17 protein-coding genes are annotated in these 14,988 nt (G+C 41.2%); 16 read left to right on the top strand and 1 reads right to left on the bottom strand.

Annotated features, from left to right (window positions below; genetic code table 11):
• Nucleotides 1–28 precede the first annotated feature (28 nt).
• The 10 genes from secY (at nt 29) to NDN13_RS12165 (ending at nt 7,516) form a co-directional block, all read left to right on the top strand.
• Entirely contained in the window at nt 29–1,348 is a 1,320-nt protein-coding gene (gene secY, locus NDN13_RS12210; protein ID WP_171061115.1) for a preprotein translocase subunit SecY, read from the top strand.
• A 21-nt stretch (nt 1,349–1,369) separates the two neighbouring features.
• Nucleotides 1,370–1,486 (top strand): 50S ribosomal protein L36, encoded by a 117-nt coding sequence (gene rpmJ / locus NDN13_RS12205; protein WP_000867907.1) that lies wholly within the window; start codon nt 1,370–1,372, stop codon nt 1,484–1,486.
• Between the two features lie 107 nt (nt 1,487–1,593).
• Nucleotides 1,594–1,950, top strand: a complete 357-nt coding sequence (gene rpsM, locus NDN13_RS12200) for a 30S ribosomal protein S13 (protein ID WP_004657696.1) — start codon at nt 1,594–1,596, stop codon at nt 1,948–1,950.
• Between the two features lie 19 nt (nt 1,951–1,969).
• Entirely contained in the window at nt 1,970–2,356 is a 387-nt protein-coding gene (gene rpsK / locus NDN13_RS12195) for a 30S ribosomal protein S11 (RefSeq protein ID WP_004281491.1), read from the top strand.
• 12 nt (nt 2,357–2,368) lie between these two features.
• Complete coding sequence (rpsD, locus tag NDN13_RS12190; RefSeq protein ID WP_004657698.1) at nt 2,369–2,995, top strand: 30S ribosomal protein S4; 627 nt, start codon at nt 2,369–2,371, stop codon at nt 2,993–2,995.
• Nucleotides 2,996–3,013: 18 nt separating this feature from the next.
• Complete coding sequence (locus NDN13_RS12185; RefSeq protein ID WP_004657700.1) at nt 3,014–4,021, top strand: DNA-directed RNA polymerase subunit alpha; 1,008 nt, start codon at nt 3,014–3,016, stop codon at nt 4,019–4,021.
• A gap of 18 nt (nt 4,022–4,039) precedes the next feature.
• Nucleotides 4,040–4,405 carry a 50S ribosomal protein L17 gene (rplQ, locus tag NDN13_RS12180; protein ID WP_004641032.1) on the top strand — a complete coding sequence of 122 codons (366 nt, stop codon included), beginning with the start codon at nt 4,040–4,042 and terminating at the stop codon, nt 4,403–4,405.
• Nucleotides 4,406–4,560: 155 nt separating this feature from the next.
• Nucleotides 4,561–5,058 (top strand): GNAT family N-acetyltransferase, encoded by a 498-nt coding sequence (locus tag NDN13_RS12175; RefSeq protein ID WP_251115651.1) that lies wholly within the window; start codon nt 4,561–4,563, stop codon nt 5,056–5,058.
• 349 nt (nt 5,059–5,407) lie between these two features.
• Nucleotides 5,408–6,898, top strand: coding sequence for a flavin-containing monooxygenase (locus NDN13_RS12170; protein WP_251115650.1), 1,491 nt, complete (start codon nt 5,408–5,410; stop codon nt 6,896–6,898).
• A gap of 123 nt (nt 6,899–7,021) precedes the next feature.
• The gene (locus NDN13_RS12165; RefSeq protein WP_251115649.1) at nt 7,022–7,516 is read left to right on the top strand and encodes a DUF2059 domain-containing protein; all 495 of its coding nucleotides are present in this window, start codon (nt 7,022–7,024) and stop codon (nt 7,514–7,516) included.
• Between the two features lie 45 nt (nt 7,517–7,561).
• Here the strand turns inward: NDN13_RS12165 and NDN13_RS12160 are convergent, their stop codons facing one another.
• Nucleotides 7,562–8,734 (bottom strand): acyl-CoA dehydrogenase family protein, encoded by a 1,173-nt coding sequence (locus NDN13_RS12160; RefSeq protein ID WP_251115648.1) that lies wholly within the window; start codon nt 8,732–8,734, stop codon nt 7,562–7,564.
• A gap of 188 nt (nt 8,735–8,922) precedes the next feature.
• On the opposite strand from NDN13_RS12160, the gene NDN13_RS12155 reads away from it, so the two are divergent.
• The 6 genes from NDN13_RS12155 (at nt 8,923) to NDN13_RS12130 (ending at nt 14,487) form a co-directional block, all read left to right on the top strand.
• Nucleotides 8,923–9,180: an FAD assembly factor SdhE gene (locus NDN13_RS12155; RefSeq protein ID WP_065343283.1), complete on the top strand. Its 258-nt coding sequence runs from the start codon at nt 8,923–8,925 to the stop codon at nt 9,178–9,180.
• A complete protein-coding gene (locus tag NDN13_RS12150) occupies nt 9,173–9,562 on the top strand; it encodes a protein YgfX (protein WP_251115647.1) in 390 nt (129 codons plus the stop codon). Before NDN13_RS12155 ends, NDN13_RS12150 begins: the two co-directional genes overlap by 8 nt.
• Before the next feature lie 207 nt (nt 9,563–9,769).
• A complete protein-coding gene (locus NDN13_RS12145) occupies nt 9,770–9,976 on the top strand; it encodes a hypothetical protein (protein WP_016660141.1) in 207 nt (68 codons plus the stop codon).
• 359 nt (nt 9,977–10,335) lie between these two features.
• On the top strand, nt 10,336–11,475 hold the full coding sequence (locus NDN13_RS12140) for a hypothetical protein (protein ID WP_251115646.1): 1,140 nt from the start codon (nt 10,336–10,338) through the stop codon (nt 11,473–11,475).
• A 77-nt stretch (nt 11,476–11,552) separates the two neighbouring features.
• A complete protein-coding gene (rrtA, locus tag NDN13_RS12135; protein WP_251115645.1) occupies nt 11,553–12,122 on the top strand; it encodes a rhombosortase in 570 nt (189 codons plus the stop codon).
• A 154-nt stretch (nt 12,123–12,276) separates the two neighbouring features.
• On the top strand, nt 12,277–14,487 hold the full coding sequence (locus NDN13_RS12130; RefSeq protein ID WP_251115644.1) for a TRAP transporter large permease subunit: 2,211 nt from the start codon (nt 12,277–12,279) through the stop codon (nt 14,485–14,487).
• Nucleotides 14,488–14,988: the final 501 nt, after the last annotated feature.

Below are 14,988 nucleotides of genomic sequence, written 5' to 3'. Positions count from 1 at the left end.
TCCTAGTTCTTCAGGTCATGTAAACATGATGAAAGGCCAACCATTTCATGTGAAATACCGTGAAATTATTCGTCGATTAATGTTTTTGATTGGCGCGTTATTGGTCTTTCGACTAGGAGCGCATATTCCGTTGCCGGGGATTGATAATGTAGCGCTAGCACAGTTTTTTAAAGCTAATGAAGGTACCTTCTTAGGTTTATTTAACATGTTCTCTGGTGGTGCATTAGAACGCATGTCGATTCTGGCGTTGGGAATCATGCCGTACATTTCTGCATCGATTATCGTGCAGTTGATGTCTACAGTAGTTCCTTCGCTGGAAGCTTTGAAAAAAGAAGGCGAGCAAGGCAAACGTAAGATCAATCAATATACGCGTTACGGCACCTTATTTCTTGCACTCGTGCAAGGTGTAGGGATGTGTGCTGGCTTGATTAGTCAAGGTATTACCTTAACGTCAGGCTTGGCATTCTACGTTCCAGCAGTAACTTCGTTAGTTGCTGGGACGATGTTCTTGATGTGGTTGGGCGAGCAAATTACCGAACGTGGTGTTGGTAATGGTATCTCGATGATCATCTTCGCAGGAATCGTGGCAGGTTTGCCAAATCTTGTGATTCAGTCGTTTACGTCTGTACAGAATGGTCAGGGTAGCTTAATTGGTTTAGCTGTATTCGGTTTACTCTCATTAGCCGTTTTAGCTGCGATCGTGTTTATTGAAAAAGCACAACGTCGTATTCCAGTGAACTACGCACAAAAACAGCAAGGTCGTCGTGTATTTACTGCACAGCAAACACATTTGCCGTTAAAAATTAATATGGCAGGTGTCATTCCAGCGATTTTTGCAAGCTCATTGTTATTATTTCCAGCGAGCTTGGGACAATGGTTAGGAAGTGCTGATCCAAATGCAGGGATTGTGAAGCGCAGCCTACAAGATCTGGCATTGGTGTTATCGCCTGGACAGCCGTTGTATTTAATGCTCTTTGGCGCGTTAATTATCTTCTTCTGCTATTTCTATACGGCGCTTGTATTTAGCCCGAAAGAAGTATCAGAGAATTTAAAACGTAGCGGGGCATATGTGCCTGGTATCCGCCCAGGTGAGCAAACGGCTCGTTATTTAGATCATATTCTTAACCGTTTGACCTTCATCGGTGCAATCTACATTACCGTAGTGTGTTTAATGCCTATGGTGCTACAAAGTTCGTTTGGTATTCCATTCCATTTGGGTGGAACATCTTTACTGATTGTAGTGGTAGTGGTAATGGACTTTATGGCGCAACTCCAAGCGCACCTTACTTCGCATCAATATGATAATCAAACGTTAATGAGAAAAACGACTGCTCATCCTAAGGGATAAGCGCACTTAGAAGGTTTCATCATGAAAGTACAAGCTTCTGTAAAGAAAATTTGTGGTAGCTGTAAAGTTATCCGTCGTAATGGGGTAATTCGCGTAATTTGTAGCGCAGAACCTCGTCATAAGCAGCGTCAAGGTTAATTTAATTAAGACCTGTTGATTTCAGTAGGCTAATTAGGTTATTATCCGCCCCTCAAGATTTTTGTGGGGCGGTTGATTATCTTGACTGCCTTTTTGGAGAAAATTGAATGGCTCGTATTGCCGGTGTAAACATTCCGGATAACAAGCATGCTGTTATCTCTCTCACGTATATTTTTGGTGTAGGTCGCCACACTGCTAAGAACATCTTGGCTGCTGTAGGTATCACTGAAACTACTAAAATCCGTGAATTAGATGATGCTCAGCTTGATGCGATTCGTGCAGAAGTTGCTAAGGTTCCGACCGAAGGTGATTTACGTCGCGAAATTTCCATGAACATTAAACGTTTAATGGATTTAGGCTGCTACCGCGGTCTTCGTCATCGTCGCAGCTTGCCTGTTCGCGGACAACGCACCAAAACTAACGCACGTACCCGTAAAGGTCCGCGCAAACCGATTAAGAAATAAGATTTCTGGAAGCTAAAAGATGGCTAAAGATACTCGCGCACGCAAGAAGGTCACTCGTACCGTCTCTGAAGGTGTCGCACACATTCACGCTTCTTTTAATAACACCATTGTTACGATTACCGATCGTCAAGGTAATGCATTGGCTTGGGCTACCTCAGGTGGACAAGGCTTCCGTGGATCACGTAAATCAACACCGTTTGCTGCTCAGGTAGCTGCTGAAGTTGCTGGTAAAGCTGCTTTAGATTACGGTTTGAAAAACTTGGACGTCCTTGTAAAAGGTCCTGGTCCTGGTCGTGAATCTGCGGTTCGTGCATTAGGTGCAGTGGGTTATAAAATTAACAGCATTACCGATGTGACTCCAATTCCGCACAACGGTTGCCGTCCACCTAAAAAACGTCGCGTGTAAGGAGAAACATTCATGGCTCGTTATATTGGTCCAAAATGCAAACTCTCTCGCCGCGAAGGGACAGACCTGCAATTAAAATCTGGCGTTAAACCGTTTGACGTTAAGACTAAAAAACATGCTAAAGCTCCTGGCCAACATGGCGGAGCTCGTGGTAGCAAACAATCAGAGTACTCACTACAATTACGTGAAAAACAAAAAGTACGTCGTATGTACGGTGTGTTAGAGCGTCAATTTAGTAACTACTACAAAGAAGCTGCTCGTGTGAAAGGCGCAACAGGTGAAAACTTGTTGAAATTGCTTGAAAGCCGTCTTGATAACGTTGTTTATCGCATGGGTTTTGGTTCTACACGTGCAGAAGCTCGTCAGTTAGTATCTCACCGTAGCATCACTTTGAACGGTCGTCGTGTTAACATTGCATCTATCCAAGTTAAAGCTGGTGATGTAATTGCGGTACATGAAGGCGCTAAACAACAATTACGTATTAAAAACGCAATTGAATTAGCTGCTCAACGTGGTATCCCTGCTTGGATGGAAATTGACCATTCTAAGTTAGAGGGTACGTTTAAAGCTGCGCCAGATCGTTCTGATTTACCTGCTGAAATCAACGAAAGCTTGATTGTAGAATTGTATTCTAAATAATCCTTGAGGTAGCAATAAATGACGCGTACTGCAAACGAGTTTCTAACTCCGCAAGCGATCAAGGTCGAAGCGGTGAGCGGGACCTCGGCAAAAGTGATTCTGGAACCTTTAGAGCGTGGCTTTGGTCATACTCTAGGTAATGCTTTACGTCGCATTCTATTGTCTTCTTTACCTGGCGCTGCTGTGGTTGAAGTAGAAATAGAAGGTGTCGAGCACGAGTACAGTACTTTAGAAGGCTTGCAGCAGGACATCGTCGAGCTCTTGCTGAACCTAAAAGGATTGTCTATTAAGCTGTTCGATCAAAATGAAGCATATTTGACATTAGAGAAACAAGGGGCGGGTGACGTAACTGCAGCTGACCTTCGTTTACCTCATAATGTTGAAGTGGTTAACCCTGATCATTTAATCGGTACTTTGAGTTCTACAGGTTCATTGAAAATGCGCCTGAAAGTTGCTCAAGGTCGTGGTTATGAAACATCTGACTCACGTTTCCCTGAAGGCGAAACACGTCCAGTAGGGCGTTTACAGTTAGATGCTTCTTATAGCCCAATCAAGCGTGTTTCATACACAGTAGAAAATGCTCGTGTTGAACAACGTACCGATCTTGATAAGTTAGTGATCGATCTTGAGACTAACGGAACTGTTGATCCAGAAGAAGCAATCCGCAAAGCGGCAACAATCTTGCAACAACAAATTGCAATTTTTGTTGATCTTCAGAAAGATCAAACTCCAGTTGCTCAAGAACCTCGCGAAGAAGTTGACCCGATCTTGCTTCGTCCAGTAGATGATCTCGAGCTTACTGTTCGTTCTGCTAACTGTTTGAAGGCAGAAAATATTTACTACATTGGTGATCTTGTTCAACGTACTGAAGTTGAGTTGTTAAAAACTCCTAACTTAGGTAAAAAATCGTTAACAGAGATCAAAGATGTTTTGGCATCGAAAGGTTTACAACTCGGCATGCGTTTAGAGAACTGGCCACCAGCTAGTCTCCGTATGGATGACCGTTTTGCCTATCGTAGCCGTTAATTAAGTAGGACTATCACCATGCGTCATCGTAATAGTGGTGTGAAATTAGGCCGTACAAGCAGCCATCGTAAGGCGTTGTTCCAAAATTTAACAAATGCTTTAGTAGAGCACGAGTTAATTAAAACAACTTTACCTAAAGCGAAAGAACTTCGCCGCGTTGCTGAGCCTTTAATCACTTTAGCTAAAAACGATACAGTAGCAAACCGTCGTTTAGCGTTTGCTCGTACTCGTTCTGCAGCAACTGTTGGTAAATTATTTACCGTTCTTGGCCCTCGTTACAAAGAACGTAACGGCGGTTATCTTCGTGTTCTTAAAGCGGGCTTCCGTGCAGGTGATGCTGCACCGATGGCTTACGTTGAACTCGTTGACCGTGAAGTAAAATAATACTTCTACGTGTAGAACAGTCAGTTGTTCCAAAAAAGACCGGTGTAATAACCGGTCTTTTTTATTATTCTTTTTTAATGATTTTTGGGCTTAGTTTTAGCTTGGGTATTCTGCTAAATTAGGTTGCACGACTATAAAAATTCAAATAGACAAATATGTTAAATATTGAGATTAAAATTCTAGGTGTGAATGAGCTAAATGACTTTAGAACGATCAGGCTTTCAGCATTGGCAAAAGCCCCTGAAATGTTTGGTTCTACTTATCGTATAGAAGTGCTAAAGCCATTAAGTTTCTTTGAAAATTGCTTATCTAGTTCAACAGTTTTTGGCGTTTACTATAACGATAAAATTATTGGTTTAGCGACTTTAACCCGAGAGGTCGCAACAAAGCTTGCTCATAAGGCTTATTTATCAAGTGTATTTATTGAACCTGAATTTCATGGGCGAGGAATCGCAAATAGATTGCTCACCACTGTTATTGAACATAGCAAAGCAGATCTAGAACAAATTTTACTTATTGTCGCTGATGACAATCAGCCAGCAATCCAGCTCTATCAAAAGTTTGGTTTTCAAACGTATGGGGTGGAATCAAAAGCATTAAAAAATAACGCAGAATATATAGATGAGCTGTTGATGAAGCTATTTTTATTCTAGGATATTAATGACATCTTCTATTTGAGATTAAAGCTACGATCTAAAATTGCTAAAGCATCTATTTTTACATAACGTTTTATCCAGAACTATTTCTTAAAAAGTGGTTCCTTACAGATATTGAATGGAACATGTTTCTAAGTATTCAGAACCTATAGCTAATCTTATTCTTTACTAAAGCAAACCTGCTAGTGGAAGAAATCCAAGCAGAAATCTCAGGATTTTTTACCCCACAATTTCTTAAAAATGTCCCGAAGTGATATGAAAAAACCGATGAATGACCAAACTTGACATTGTGTATTGTCAAATTTGTGCTTTAATAAAGTCATGGTTTATACAGGGTATAAAAAAAATGGAAAAGCAAGTTGATGTATTAATTATTGGCGCAGGTATCTCTGGGATTGGGTTAGCTGTGCATCTCTCTAAGAACTGTCCACAACGTAAATTCGAAATCTTAGAACGTCGTGACAGTTTTGGCGGAACATGGGATTTATTCCGTTACCCTGGTATTCGTTCTGACTCGGATATGTCAACATTTGGTTTTAATTTTAAACCATGGGCAAAAGACAAAGTATTGGCGAGTGGTGCTGAGATCAAGGGTTATTTAAGTGATGTCATCAGCGAAAATCAGTTAAAAGACAAAATTCATTTTGGTCATCGTGTGCTTTCTGCAAACTATGATTCTGCAAAGAAAAAATGGTCAGTTGAAATCGAAGATAGTAATAAGAAGAAGCAAACGTGGTCAGCAAATTTTGTGATGGGTTGTACGGGTTACTATAACTATGATCAAGGTTATGCGCCGAAATTTCCAAAGCAAGAAGACTTTAAAGGGCAATTTATTCATCCACAACACTGGCCTGAAAATCTAGATTATACAGGCAAGAAAGTGGTGATCATTGGAAGTGGTGCCACTGCAATTACCCTAGTTCCTTCAATGGTGAAAGGTGGGGCAGGACATGTCACCATGTTGCAGCGTTCTCCTTCTTATATCGCAACAATTCCTTCAATTGACTTTATTTATGAAAAAACCCGTAAATTTATGTCTGAAGAAACTGCGTATAAATTTACCCGTGCACGTAATATTGGTATGCAACGTGGTATCTATGCATTGGCACAGAAATATCCAAAAACAGTACGTCGCTTATTGTTGAAAGGTATTGAGTTGCAGTTGAAAGGTAAAGTGGATATGAAACACTTTACGCCAAGCTATAACCCTTGGGATCAACGTTTATGTGTGGTGCCAGATGGCGATTTATTCAAGGCATTACGTGAAGGTCATGCCAATGTTGAAACAGATCAAATTGAAAAGTTCACAGCCAATGGTATTCAATTGAAATCGGGTAAACACCTTGAAGCAGATATTGTGATTTCAGCAACAGGTTTGGAAATCCAAATCTTGGGTGGCGTGAAAGGCACAGTTGATGGCAAGCCAATGGATACTTCTCAACACATGCTCTATCAAGGTGTGATGGTTAGCGATGTACCAAACATGGCGATGATCATTGGCTATATCAATGCATCTTGGACTTTAAAAGTTGATATTGCTGCGGATTATATTTGTCGCTTGCTCAATCACATGGACAAAAATGGCTATGATGAAGTCATCGCCCATGCGGATCCTGCTTTACGCGAACAAGATACCATTATGGGTAAAATGTCTTCGGGCTATATTGCTCGCGCAGCCAATGTGATGCCGAAGCAAGGTAAAAAAGCACCGTGGAAAATTACCAATAACTACCTTGCAGATCGTAAAGAGTTGAAAGATGCATCATTTAGTGATGAGGTCTTACAGTTCCATAAACGTGGCGAGCAAGTTGATCGTAAGCCAAAATTGGTATCGTAATGATCCACTGAAATGATTAAAACCCTATGTGAATACATAGGGTTTTTTATTGGTGCTGGGTTTTAATCTAATCAATATCGCGTATATTGAGCTGATTAGAAAATGTAGATTAGGGATAATCCGATGAAACAATTGCTTATCTTGGGGACGTTATTACTCAGCACATTGGCCTGTGCTGATGAGCTAAAACAGAAACAAGCGATAGCGCAAAAACTGGTGTCTGTTGATGGGACAGAGCAAGGTTTGCAAAACACCGATAAGATGATTTTAGAACAAATGCGTATGCGTTTACCTAAAGATCTACCTGAAAGCTTTTATACCGATTTAAGCAAGAATTTGAATAGTGAACAGCGTAAGCAATTTATTGTGCAACGCTATGCTGAGAGCTTTAGTGAAAAAGAATTACAGGCAGCATTGAATTTCTATCAATCTGCTGAAGGCAAGGCATGGGCGAAGAAAGCCAGTGATGTAGGCAGTGAAGTCGCACATTTCACTACACAAAATGCCCGTACAGCATTGAATACCACCATGCAACAACATCTTGATCATCCAACGGTGAAACAACTGATGGCAAGAATGAATCCACAGCCTGTTGCTGCGGTTGAAAAAAAACAGTAGAAATAAAAAAAGATCGTGCATTTAGCACGATCTTTTTAGCTGAGCTTAAAGGGTACGTGAAATCAGTTCTTTCATGATTTCATTGGTACCCGCATAGATACGATTGGCACGGTTGTCGATATAGGCACGGGCAATTGGATATTCCAGCATATAACCATAACCACCATGCAATTGTAGGCAATCATCAACCACTTTTGAGAACATATCTGAAATCTTGTATTTCGCAGCGGCTGCGGCATCCACGCCTAAGCTTTCTTCAAGTTGTAGCTCCATACAACGATCGAGATAGGTGCGACAAAAATCAATTTCAGTGCGTAATTCTGCCAACTTAAAGCGGGTATTCTGGAAGGTGCTAATGGCTTTGCCAAAGGCTTTACGATCTTTGGTGTACTGCACGGTATGGGCAAAAGCCGCTTCAGCACCTGCTTGACAGATAATCGCAACCAGCATACGTTCCCAAGCGAGCTCTTTCATCAACATGATAAAGCCCATGCCTTCCATACCTAATAGGTTTTCTTTGGGTACACGGACATTATCAAAGAACAATTCGCAGGTATCTTGGCCTTTCATCCCAATTTTATTCAAAGGCTTACCTTTGCTAAAACCTGCACGATCTGCTTCTACAATCAATAAGGATAAATTGGCTGAGCCTTTTTCATTGTTGCCTGTCTTGCATACCACAATGGCCATATCGCAGAGATAGCCATTGGTAATAAAGATTTTTGAACCATTGATCACATATTCATCGCCATCCAGTACCGCTGTGGTACGCACGGCTTGTAGGTCAGAACCAGTATCTGGTTCAGTCATGGCAATTGCTGTAACGGCTTCACCTGTGGCCATTTTCGGTAGCCAATGTTGCTTTTGCGCTTCATTACCAAAGTTATTGATGTAATTGGCAACGATGTCTGAATGCAGTGAGAAACCCGTGCTTGAATCCATGGCATAAGCTTGCTCTTCGATCAGAATCATACTGTAAAGACGGTCCACACCTGAACCACCGTATTGCTCTGGCATGGTGGTACACAGCAAGCCAAGTTCACCGGCTTTATTCCATAAGTCACGATCAACATGCTGTTGTTTCTCATATTTTTCAATATTCGGAACCACTTCTTTTTCATAGAATTTACGCACGGTTTCGCGGAATGCTTCGTGGTCTGAAGTAAACAGTTTGCGTGGCAGCATGTTTGGAACTGGACGAATAGCACCTGATTGCATTTGTTATTTTTCCCTAGTGTATTGAATTTAAATCATCTTGATCACCATACAAGAAATTGAAAATAGTGAACAATGTGATCAATGCTCAATTTGCTTGATGTATTTGGTCACTTGAGAAAAAACGCTGCGAACTTAGAGGGGGATCGGGTACACTAGCAATGAAATTGTTAGCCAGTATGGAACCAATGATGTCTGATGAAATGACACTGGAAGAGCGTAAGGTTGTATATCGTGCCCGTCGTGGTTTAAAAGAAATCGATGTGTATTTCGACCCGTACGTTAAAAATTACTATTTAACTGCTGATGCTGATGAAAAAGCCTTATTTGCCGAGCTCGTCGATCAAGAAGACCCAGATTTATTGGATTGGTTTATGGAAGTGGGTGAGCCACCGCGTATTGAGTTAAAAGAGTTTATTCTCAAACTCAAACATTATGTGCATGGCTAATCCTGCTTTTGAGTTGCAATACAGTCGTTTTGCGTTTGTACTGCAACTCTTACTGTTTATTCTGATTCTTAGTGTACTTTATCCCTTACTCCCCCTTTGGTGGTGGTTACTGAGCTTTATGTTGATGACCATCGCGTGGTTATCGTTTTTGCGGCAACCCCAAATTAAACGTTTTGAATACTTAGATCATCAAGACTGTTCATTTGAATTTTCTGATCCTACCTTGAAAATTCAGCGTAGGCAGATCGTCAAAATATTAGATCACCAACTCTATATTGCCCTCTATTTTTCTCAGCAAAAGCATAAAACTTGCATTATTTGGTGGGATCAATTGTCACATGCACAGTGGAAAAAGCTAAAATTACGCGCAAAACTAGCTTGATTGTTCGACAATTCTACAACTGTATAAAATTAATAAAAATATAAATTTCAACAACTTGATCTGATTTGGTTGTCATCTTATTTAAATTGTTAGATTAAATACTCTAAAAAATCGTGAAAATTATGATTGTCAGACAATCTGGCGATCAAGTCCGATTTATTTTCGTTAAAGTACAAACACCAACGTAAAGGGTGGTGGAGGTCCTAAATGGAAATTCCAACATGGTCGTTTCTGGTGATCGCAATTATTTTTGCGATTGTAGTAGGAAGAGCAGGAACTTTACTCAGGGAATTTCTTGAATCACGTCAATCACAAGTTGCAGTGATCAAGAGAAAGAGATTGAAAGTGTCATCAATATATCACTCTCCCGTGAATATCGATGATGAACGCCAATCTAGTATCTATCAAAAGTAGATACACAAGTGTAGGAGGTCTCTATGGAGATTTCAATGTGGATGTTTCTAGTAATTGCAATCGTGATGGCGATCGTAGTAGGAAGAGCTGGAACATTACTCAAGGATTATTTTCAACAAAACTAAAATATAAAGAGTTTCACGATTTTACCAGTTAATAAGTAGCATGTGCTGAACCGTCGCAATGCTACTTTTTTTTGCCTGAAATTTCTGTTACCCCGCCCAAGTGTCAATTCATTCCTTTGTGATTTGTGTCAAAATGTCCAGGTTAAAATTAGAGCAATTACTCTTTAATTCAGGTTTTGCATCTGATAATGTACAGCTAAAAGGAAAAAACAAATTATTAGAGGGACAGGAAGTATGTCTAAACTCCAGAAAATTGGACAAGGTGTGGCGGTTGCTGTATTGACAACATCAATGCTATCAGGATGTTCATATGTGATTAAAACAGGTGCCAATGTGGCACTTGGTTTTGGTGAGAAGCATATTGTTCCACCAATTTTGGCGATGGATGATGCTGAAATGGTGTGTAACTCAGGCAATGCTTTAACCCCTGCCGTGATGTCCACCAAAGATATGGGTGCTGATCCGACCCGTATGGCAGTACTGCTTTATACCGCAGCAGGCGTTTGTGCTGAAAACCAAGCCTTGGAAGCTGAATTACGTTATCTACGTGCTTCTAAAGCTGGTCAGATTTCAGAAGCCCAAGATGCCCGTATTGAACAGAAACGTTGGGCGGGAATTGCTGCTGAACGTCAATATGCAGGCTATCAACTTTTTGCCAATCGTTGGGAAACTAAATACAAATATAAGTTGGGCGATTCATGCCCAACCATGCGTAATGATCTAGACCAAACCGTTTATTTACTCGGTATGGTGAGTGGTTTACAAGCCATGACCAACGATATTAACTCAGGCGGTGCGATCAATGTACCTAAGGATATTGCCGGTATCGTGGAACGTGGTATGGCGTGTTTAGATAATGAAAAATTCTGGGGTGCACCAATGGCAACCCGCGCAGTCATTTGGACCTTATTACCAGGTGCTGGTGATGGTAAGCCTGAACCTTATGCAACCATGAAACAGTCTATGGCCATCGGTGAGAAGAAGGGTGTTCGTTTAGCACATGCACTTTATGCGGTTGCAGCCCAAGCCAGTGGTGATGATGCCAAATTGCGTGATGCGTTCCGTTCATATGCTGCGGCAACTGGTGAAGATAAACCTGCAAATCCACAGTTCAGATTGATTGATAAAATGGCTGGTTTGATGGTTCGAGGTATTGCAGATCGTTATTGGACTGAAAATACCGGTGTCAGAGCCAGTGATGAAGGCTTAACCACATTCTGGGATGATAAACAAGAAAGCTCGGCAGAGTTAGATTCATTGTTTGATGGCGGTGGTGACGGAGCTCCCGCGCAGGATCAAGCTGCCCCAGCACAAGACCAAGCTGCCCCAGCACAAGACCAAGCTGCACCAGCACAAGAAACACCAGCTGAGTAACCTGAATTAAACGACCTTTTACCCATGAAACATCTAAACTTGTAAAAGGTCTGTTTTTTTTAAGAGGTAAGCGATAGATGAAAGATCAAATATGGATAAGGAAAATCATTTTGATCGCGATATGTATTTCCATATCGGCTTGTCTACAGGTATTTGCGGATCATTTTATTTATTGGCGGCCTATTTTACTCACTGAATTCTGGCGTATCTGGACCGCTCATTGGGTGCATGTGGGGTGGATTCATTTTCTACTGAATATGATGGCCTTTGCCTGTTTGCCTTTTATTTTTCCGCATGTGCGCAACTGGCATTTAGGCGCGTTACTCTTAATTCTGCCCCCGTTTATTAGTTTTATTTTTTATTTTTATCTGCCTTATATTGATGCCTATGCTGGGCTATCTGGGGTTTTGCATGGTCTCTATACCGCAGTCGGCGTAGTGTATTTGCAATATAAGAACGAACGAAAATTTGCAATCTTGGTCTTAGCCTTAATTGCGGTAAAACTGATTTGGGAAAATACCTTTGGGCAAACAGGAACCGCCCAATTAATCGGGAGTCCAGTATTGACCGAGGCGCATTTGATTGGCGCTATAGGTGGTTTGCTCTGTGGTTTGAGTTACTTGGTTATAAGAAAGATAAAAAAATAGAAATAACGATCATTTGATGAACAAGCTTAACAATAATTCCATGGGTACAAAGAGGGATTGGTTGTAGAGGATAAATGTATTCTCAATCAACCATGTACATTGCAAGAATCGACATCTTCGGAGGGATGTTGATCACAATAAAACTGGAATAGATATGCAACATGATCAACAGAAAAAAACTGGATTAGGTCTACTGAGTTATATTTGGACCGAGTGGATATCAACCTTTGTAATCCTCTTCTTATTACTTATGACATTGATTATTGGCACAGGAGAAATGATCCACGGCCAGTTATTACGCATGGGGGAGCGTTTGTATGGTGACCCTGCGATTGGAATGCAGTATTCCTTCCTTCGCGCCGAACCAGAAAAACCTACCTGTGACCGAAATCCCAATATCGATGCACAAGTTCAAGAGCAGATGCGGATTAATGCTGCCGATGAGTTTGCCAGTATGTTTGGTGTGGCTTCAGCATCAGATGTACGCGCATCCTTGATCGCAGCACAACAGCAATGTGAAGAAAAATATCAATTTTATGATAAGGCGATGACGCATATCGAGGAACATCCGAGTGTGCGAACCTATCGTCAGATTGAAACCAGTTTCTTTGGTATCTTTAAATTTGGTACAGAAAACCGTGCTTTATTTTTGGTAATTATGGTGGTGTTTGCGGCCATTAGTGCCACTTTAAAGACCCATCATATTGGCTTACGTAGTCCGGCAACGAAAATTGATTTCCGTGTTTATAGTATCGCCATGCTGATCGGGAATGGTTTGTTGACCTCATCGGTGATGAGTCAATATCGATCCGTGATGAACTCTGGTGTTCCGATCAGTACTGAAATGACGCTGATTTATTGGTTATGGATGATTTTATTTGCGGTACTGACCTTGATTAGTCTGTATCAGTTGATTAAGTCCCCTACACCAACCCGAGAAGGGGGAAGTCTTGGTTTAGCCTTCCTAAGCGTACCACTTTATGCCTATATGGCGATTATTACAGGGGTTGCCTTTACCTTCTTCATGGCCTATCCAATGGGTCAAGGCATTTACTTAGGGCAGTTGGTTGAGTTCTCGAGTATTTTCTTAAATCTAGCCCTGTTTATTTGGGCGGGGATGTTGTTAAAACAGACGCGGATTGTGGATTTATTCCTGAATATTCTGCGTCCGTGGAATCTTGCCCCTGAAACATTAACCTGGTTGATCTTAATTGCAGCAGCATTACCAACGGCCTATACCGGTGCTTCAGGTATTTTCGTGATTGCTGCAGGTGCAATTATTTATAAAGAAGTCTGGAATGCAGGTGGTCGTCGCCAATTTGCTTTGGCTGCAACGGCACTGTCTGGTTCGCTTGGGGTCGTGCTTCGTCCATGTCTATTGATTGTGGTTGTCGCATCTTTGAATAAAGAAGTGACCACTGACCTGCTATATAAATATGGCATGTACACCTTCTTGTTAACCTCAACTTTATTCTTGGTGATTGCGCTGTTTTTTGCCGAACAGAAATTTAGAGTTGCACCACTTAAAATCGCCTTACCCAAGTCGTTACGTGCATTTGTGCCAGTATCACCTTATATCGTGATTTTTATTTTGATCTGGCTGTTCTATAAACATGCTTTGGCCACAGATCTGAATGAATTTACTGCACCTGTAATGATGCCAGTAATTTTATTATTGATGGTACTGTTTGATAAGCTACGTAAAGAACCTGCACCCTTAGCACCCGTTGGGCATTGGGACAGTACGTTGAATAGTTACACCATTCCAGCGGATGGTTCTCAACCGGCCGCTTCAATTAACCCAGCAGATGATCCGCGTAATCCTGTACGCCGTGTTTCTTTCGGCAAAGCATTACATGCCTCCACCAGTGAGACAGTAGGGCATATTGGGGCTCTGGTGATCCTCATGGCGCTTTCAGTGAGTGTCGGTGGCTTTCTTGAGCAGATTCATATCATGGAAACTTTCCCGCAAGATATTAACAGCACCTATGTGGTGATCACGCTGATCGTGCTGCTGATGATTTTTGTGGGGATGATTATGGACCCATTTGGGGCGGTGATTTTAATTACTGCAACCGTTGCGCCAGTGGCTTATCAGTATGGGATTGATCCTGTGCACTTCTGGATGATTGCATTAATTGGTTTTGAACTGGGGTATGTCACGCCGCCAGTTGCATTGAATCACTTATTGGCGAGACAGTCGATTGGGGATGCTGAAGTGGCAGAGGCGGATGCCGAAGTACGCCATCAATCCTTTTTCTATCGCTATGAGCGATGGATTTTACCGTTACTGGTGATGGTGCCTGCAATTCTGATCATTGCCTATGTCCCTTATACTTTTAAATTATTTGGCTGGTATAGCTAGCATCGTATTTTAAGGATCAAAACAAGCACCTTTGGGTGCTTGTTTTTTTGTAGCAAAAACAAGATTGTCTTGAGTTATACAGATAAATTTCGGCTGAATGAAGAACAAGAGATGAATTTAGGCCAGAGAAGATTATTATGTGATTAAAATAACATTTTGAGATCGAACTAGTTATGCTATAAATAGACGGAAAAGGTGGAGCAGTCTACCTTAGCGCTCATTTATCTTGCGACAGAGGGAACTGTAAAAAAGATTATTTAGGCAACTAAGTTGTTAATTAAAAAAAGGATGGCAATAGAGGGCACACGAGAGTACATATAAATTGATAAAAACAACCAACAAAAAAGTGATTGCAGTCATTCTTTTTTCTAAAAGTTTGCTGCAAATTTAAGCGGTTTAAAAAGGGATTGGTGATTCAAAGGGTAAATTCATTTATCTATCAACCATGGACATCGCATGATTCAACATCTTTGGATGGATGTTGATAACAATAAATTGGAA

The organism is Acinetobacter sp. C32I, assembly GCF_023702715.1.
Lineage (GTDB): Bacteria > Pseudomonadota > Gammaproteobacteria > Pseudomonadales > Moraxellaceae > Acinetobacter.
The sequence above is the reverse complement of the archived record's forward strand: the minus strand, read 5'-3'. Positions and strand labels throughout refer to the sequence as shown.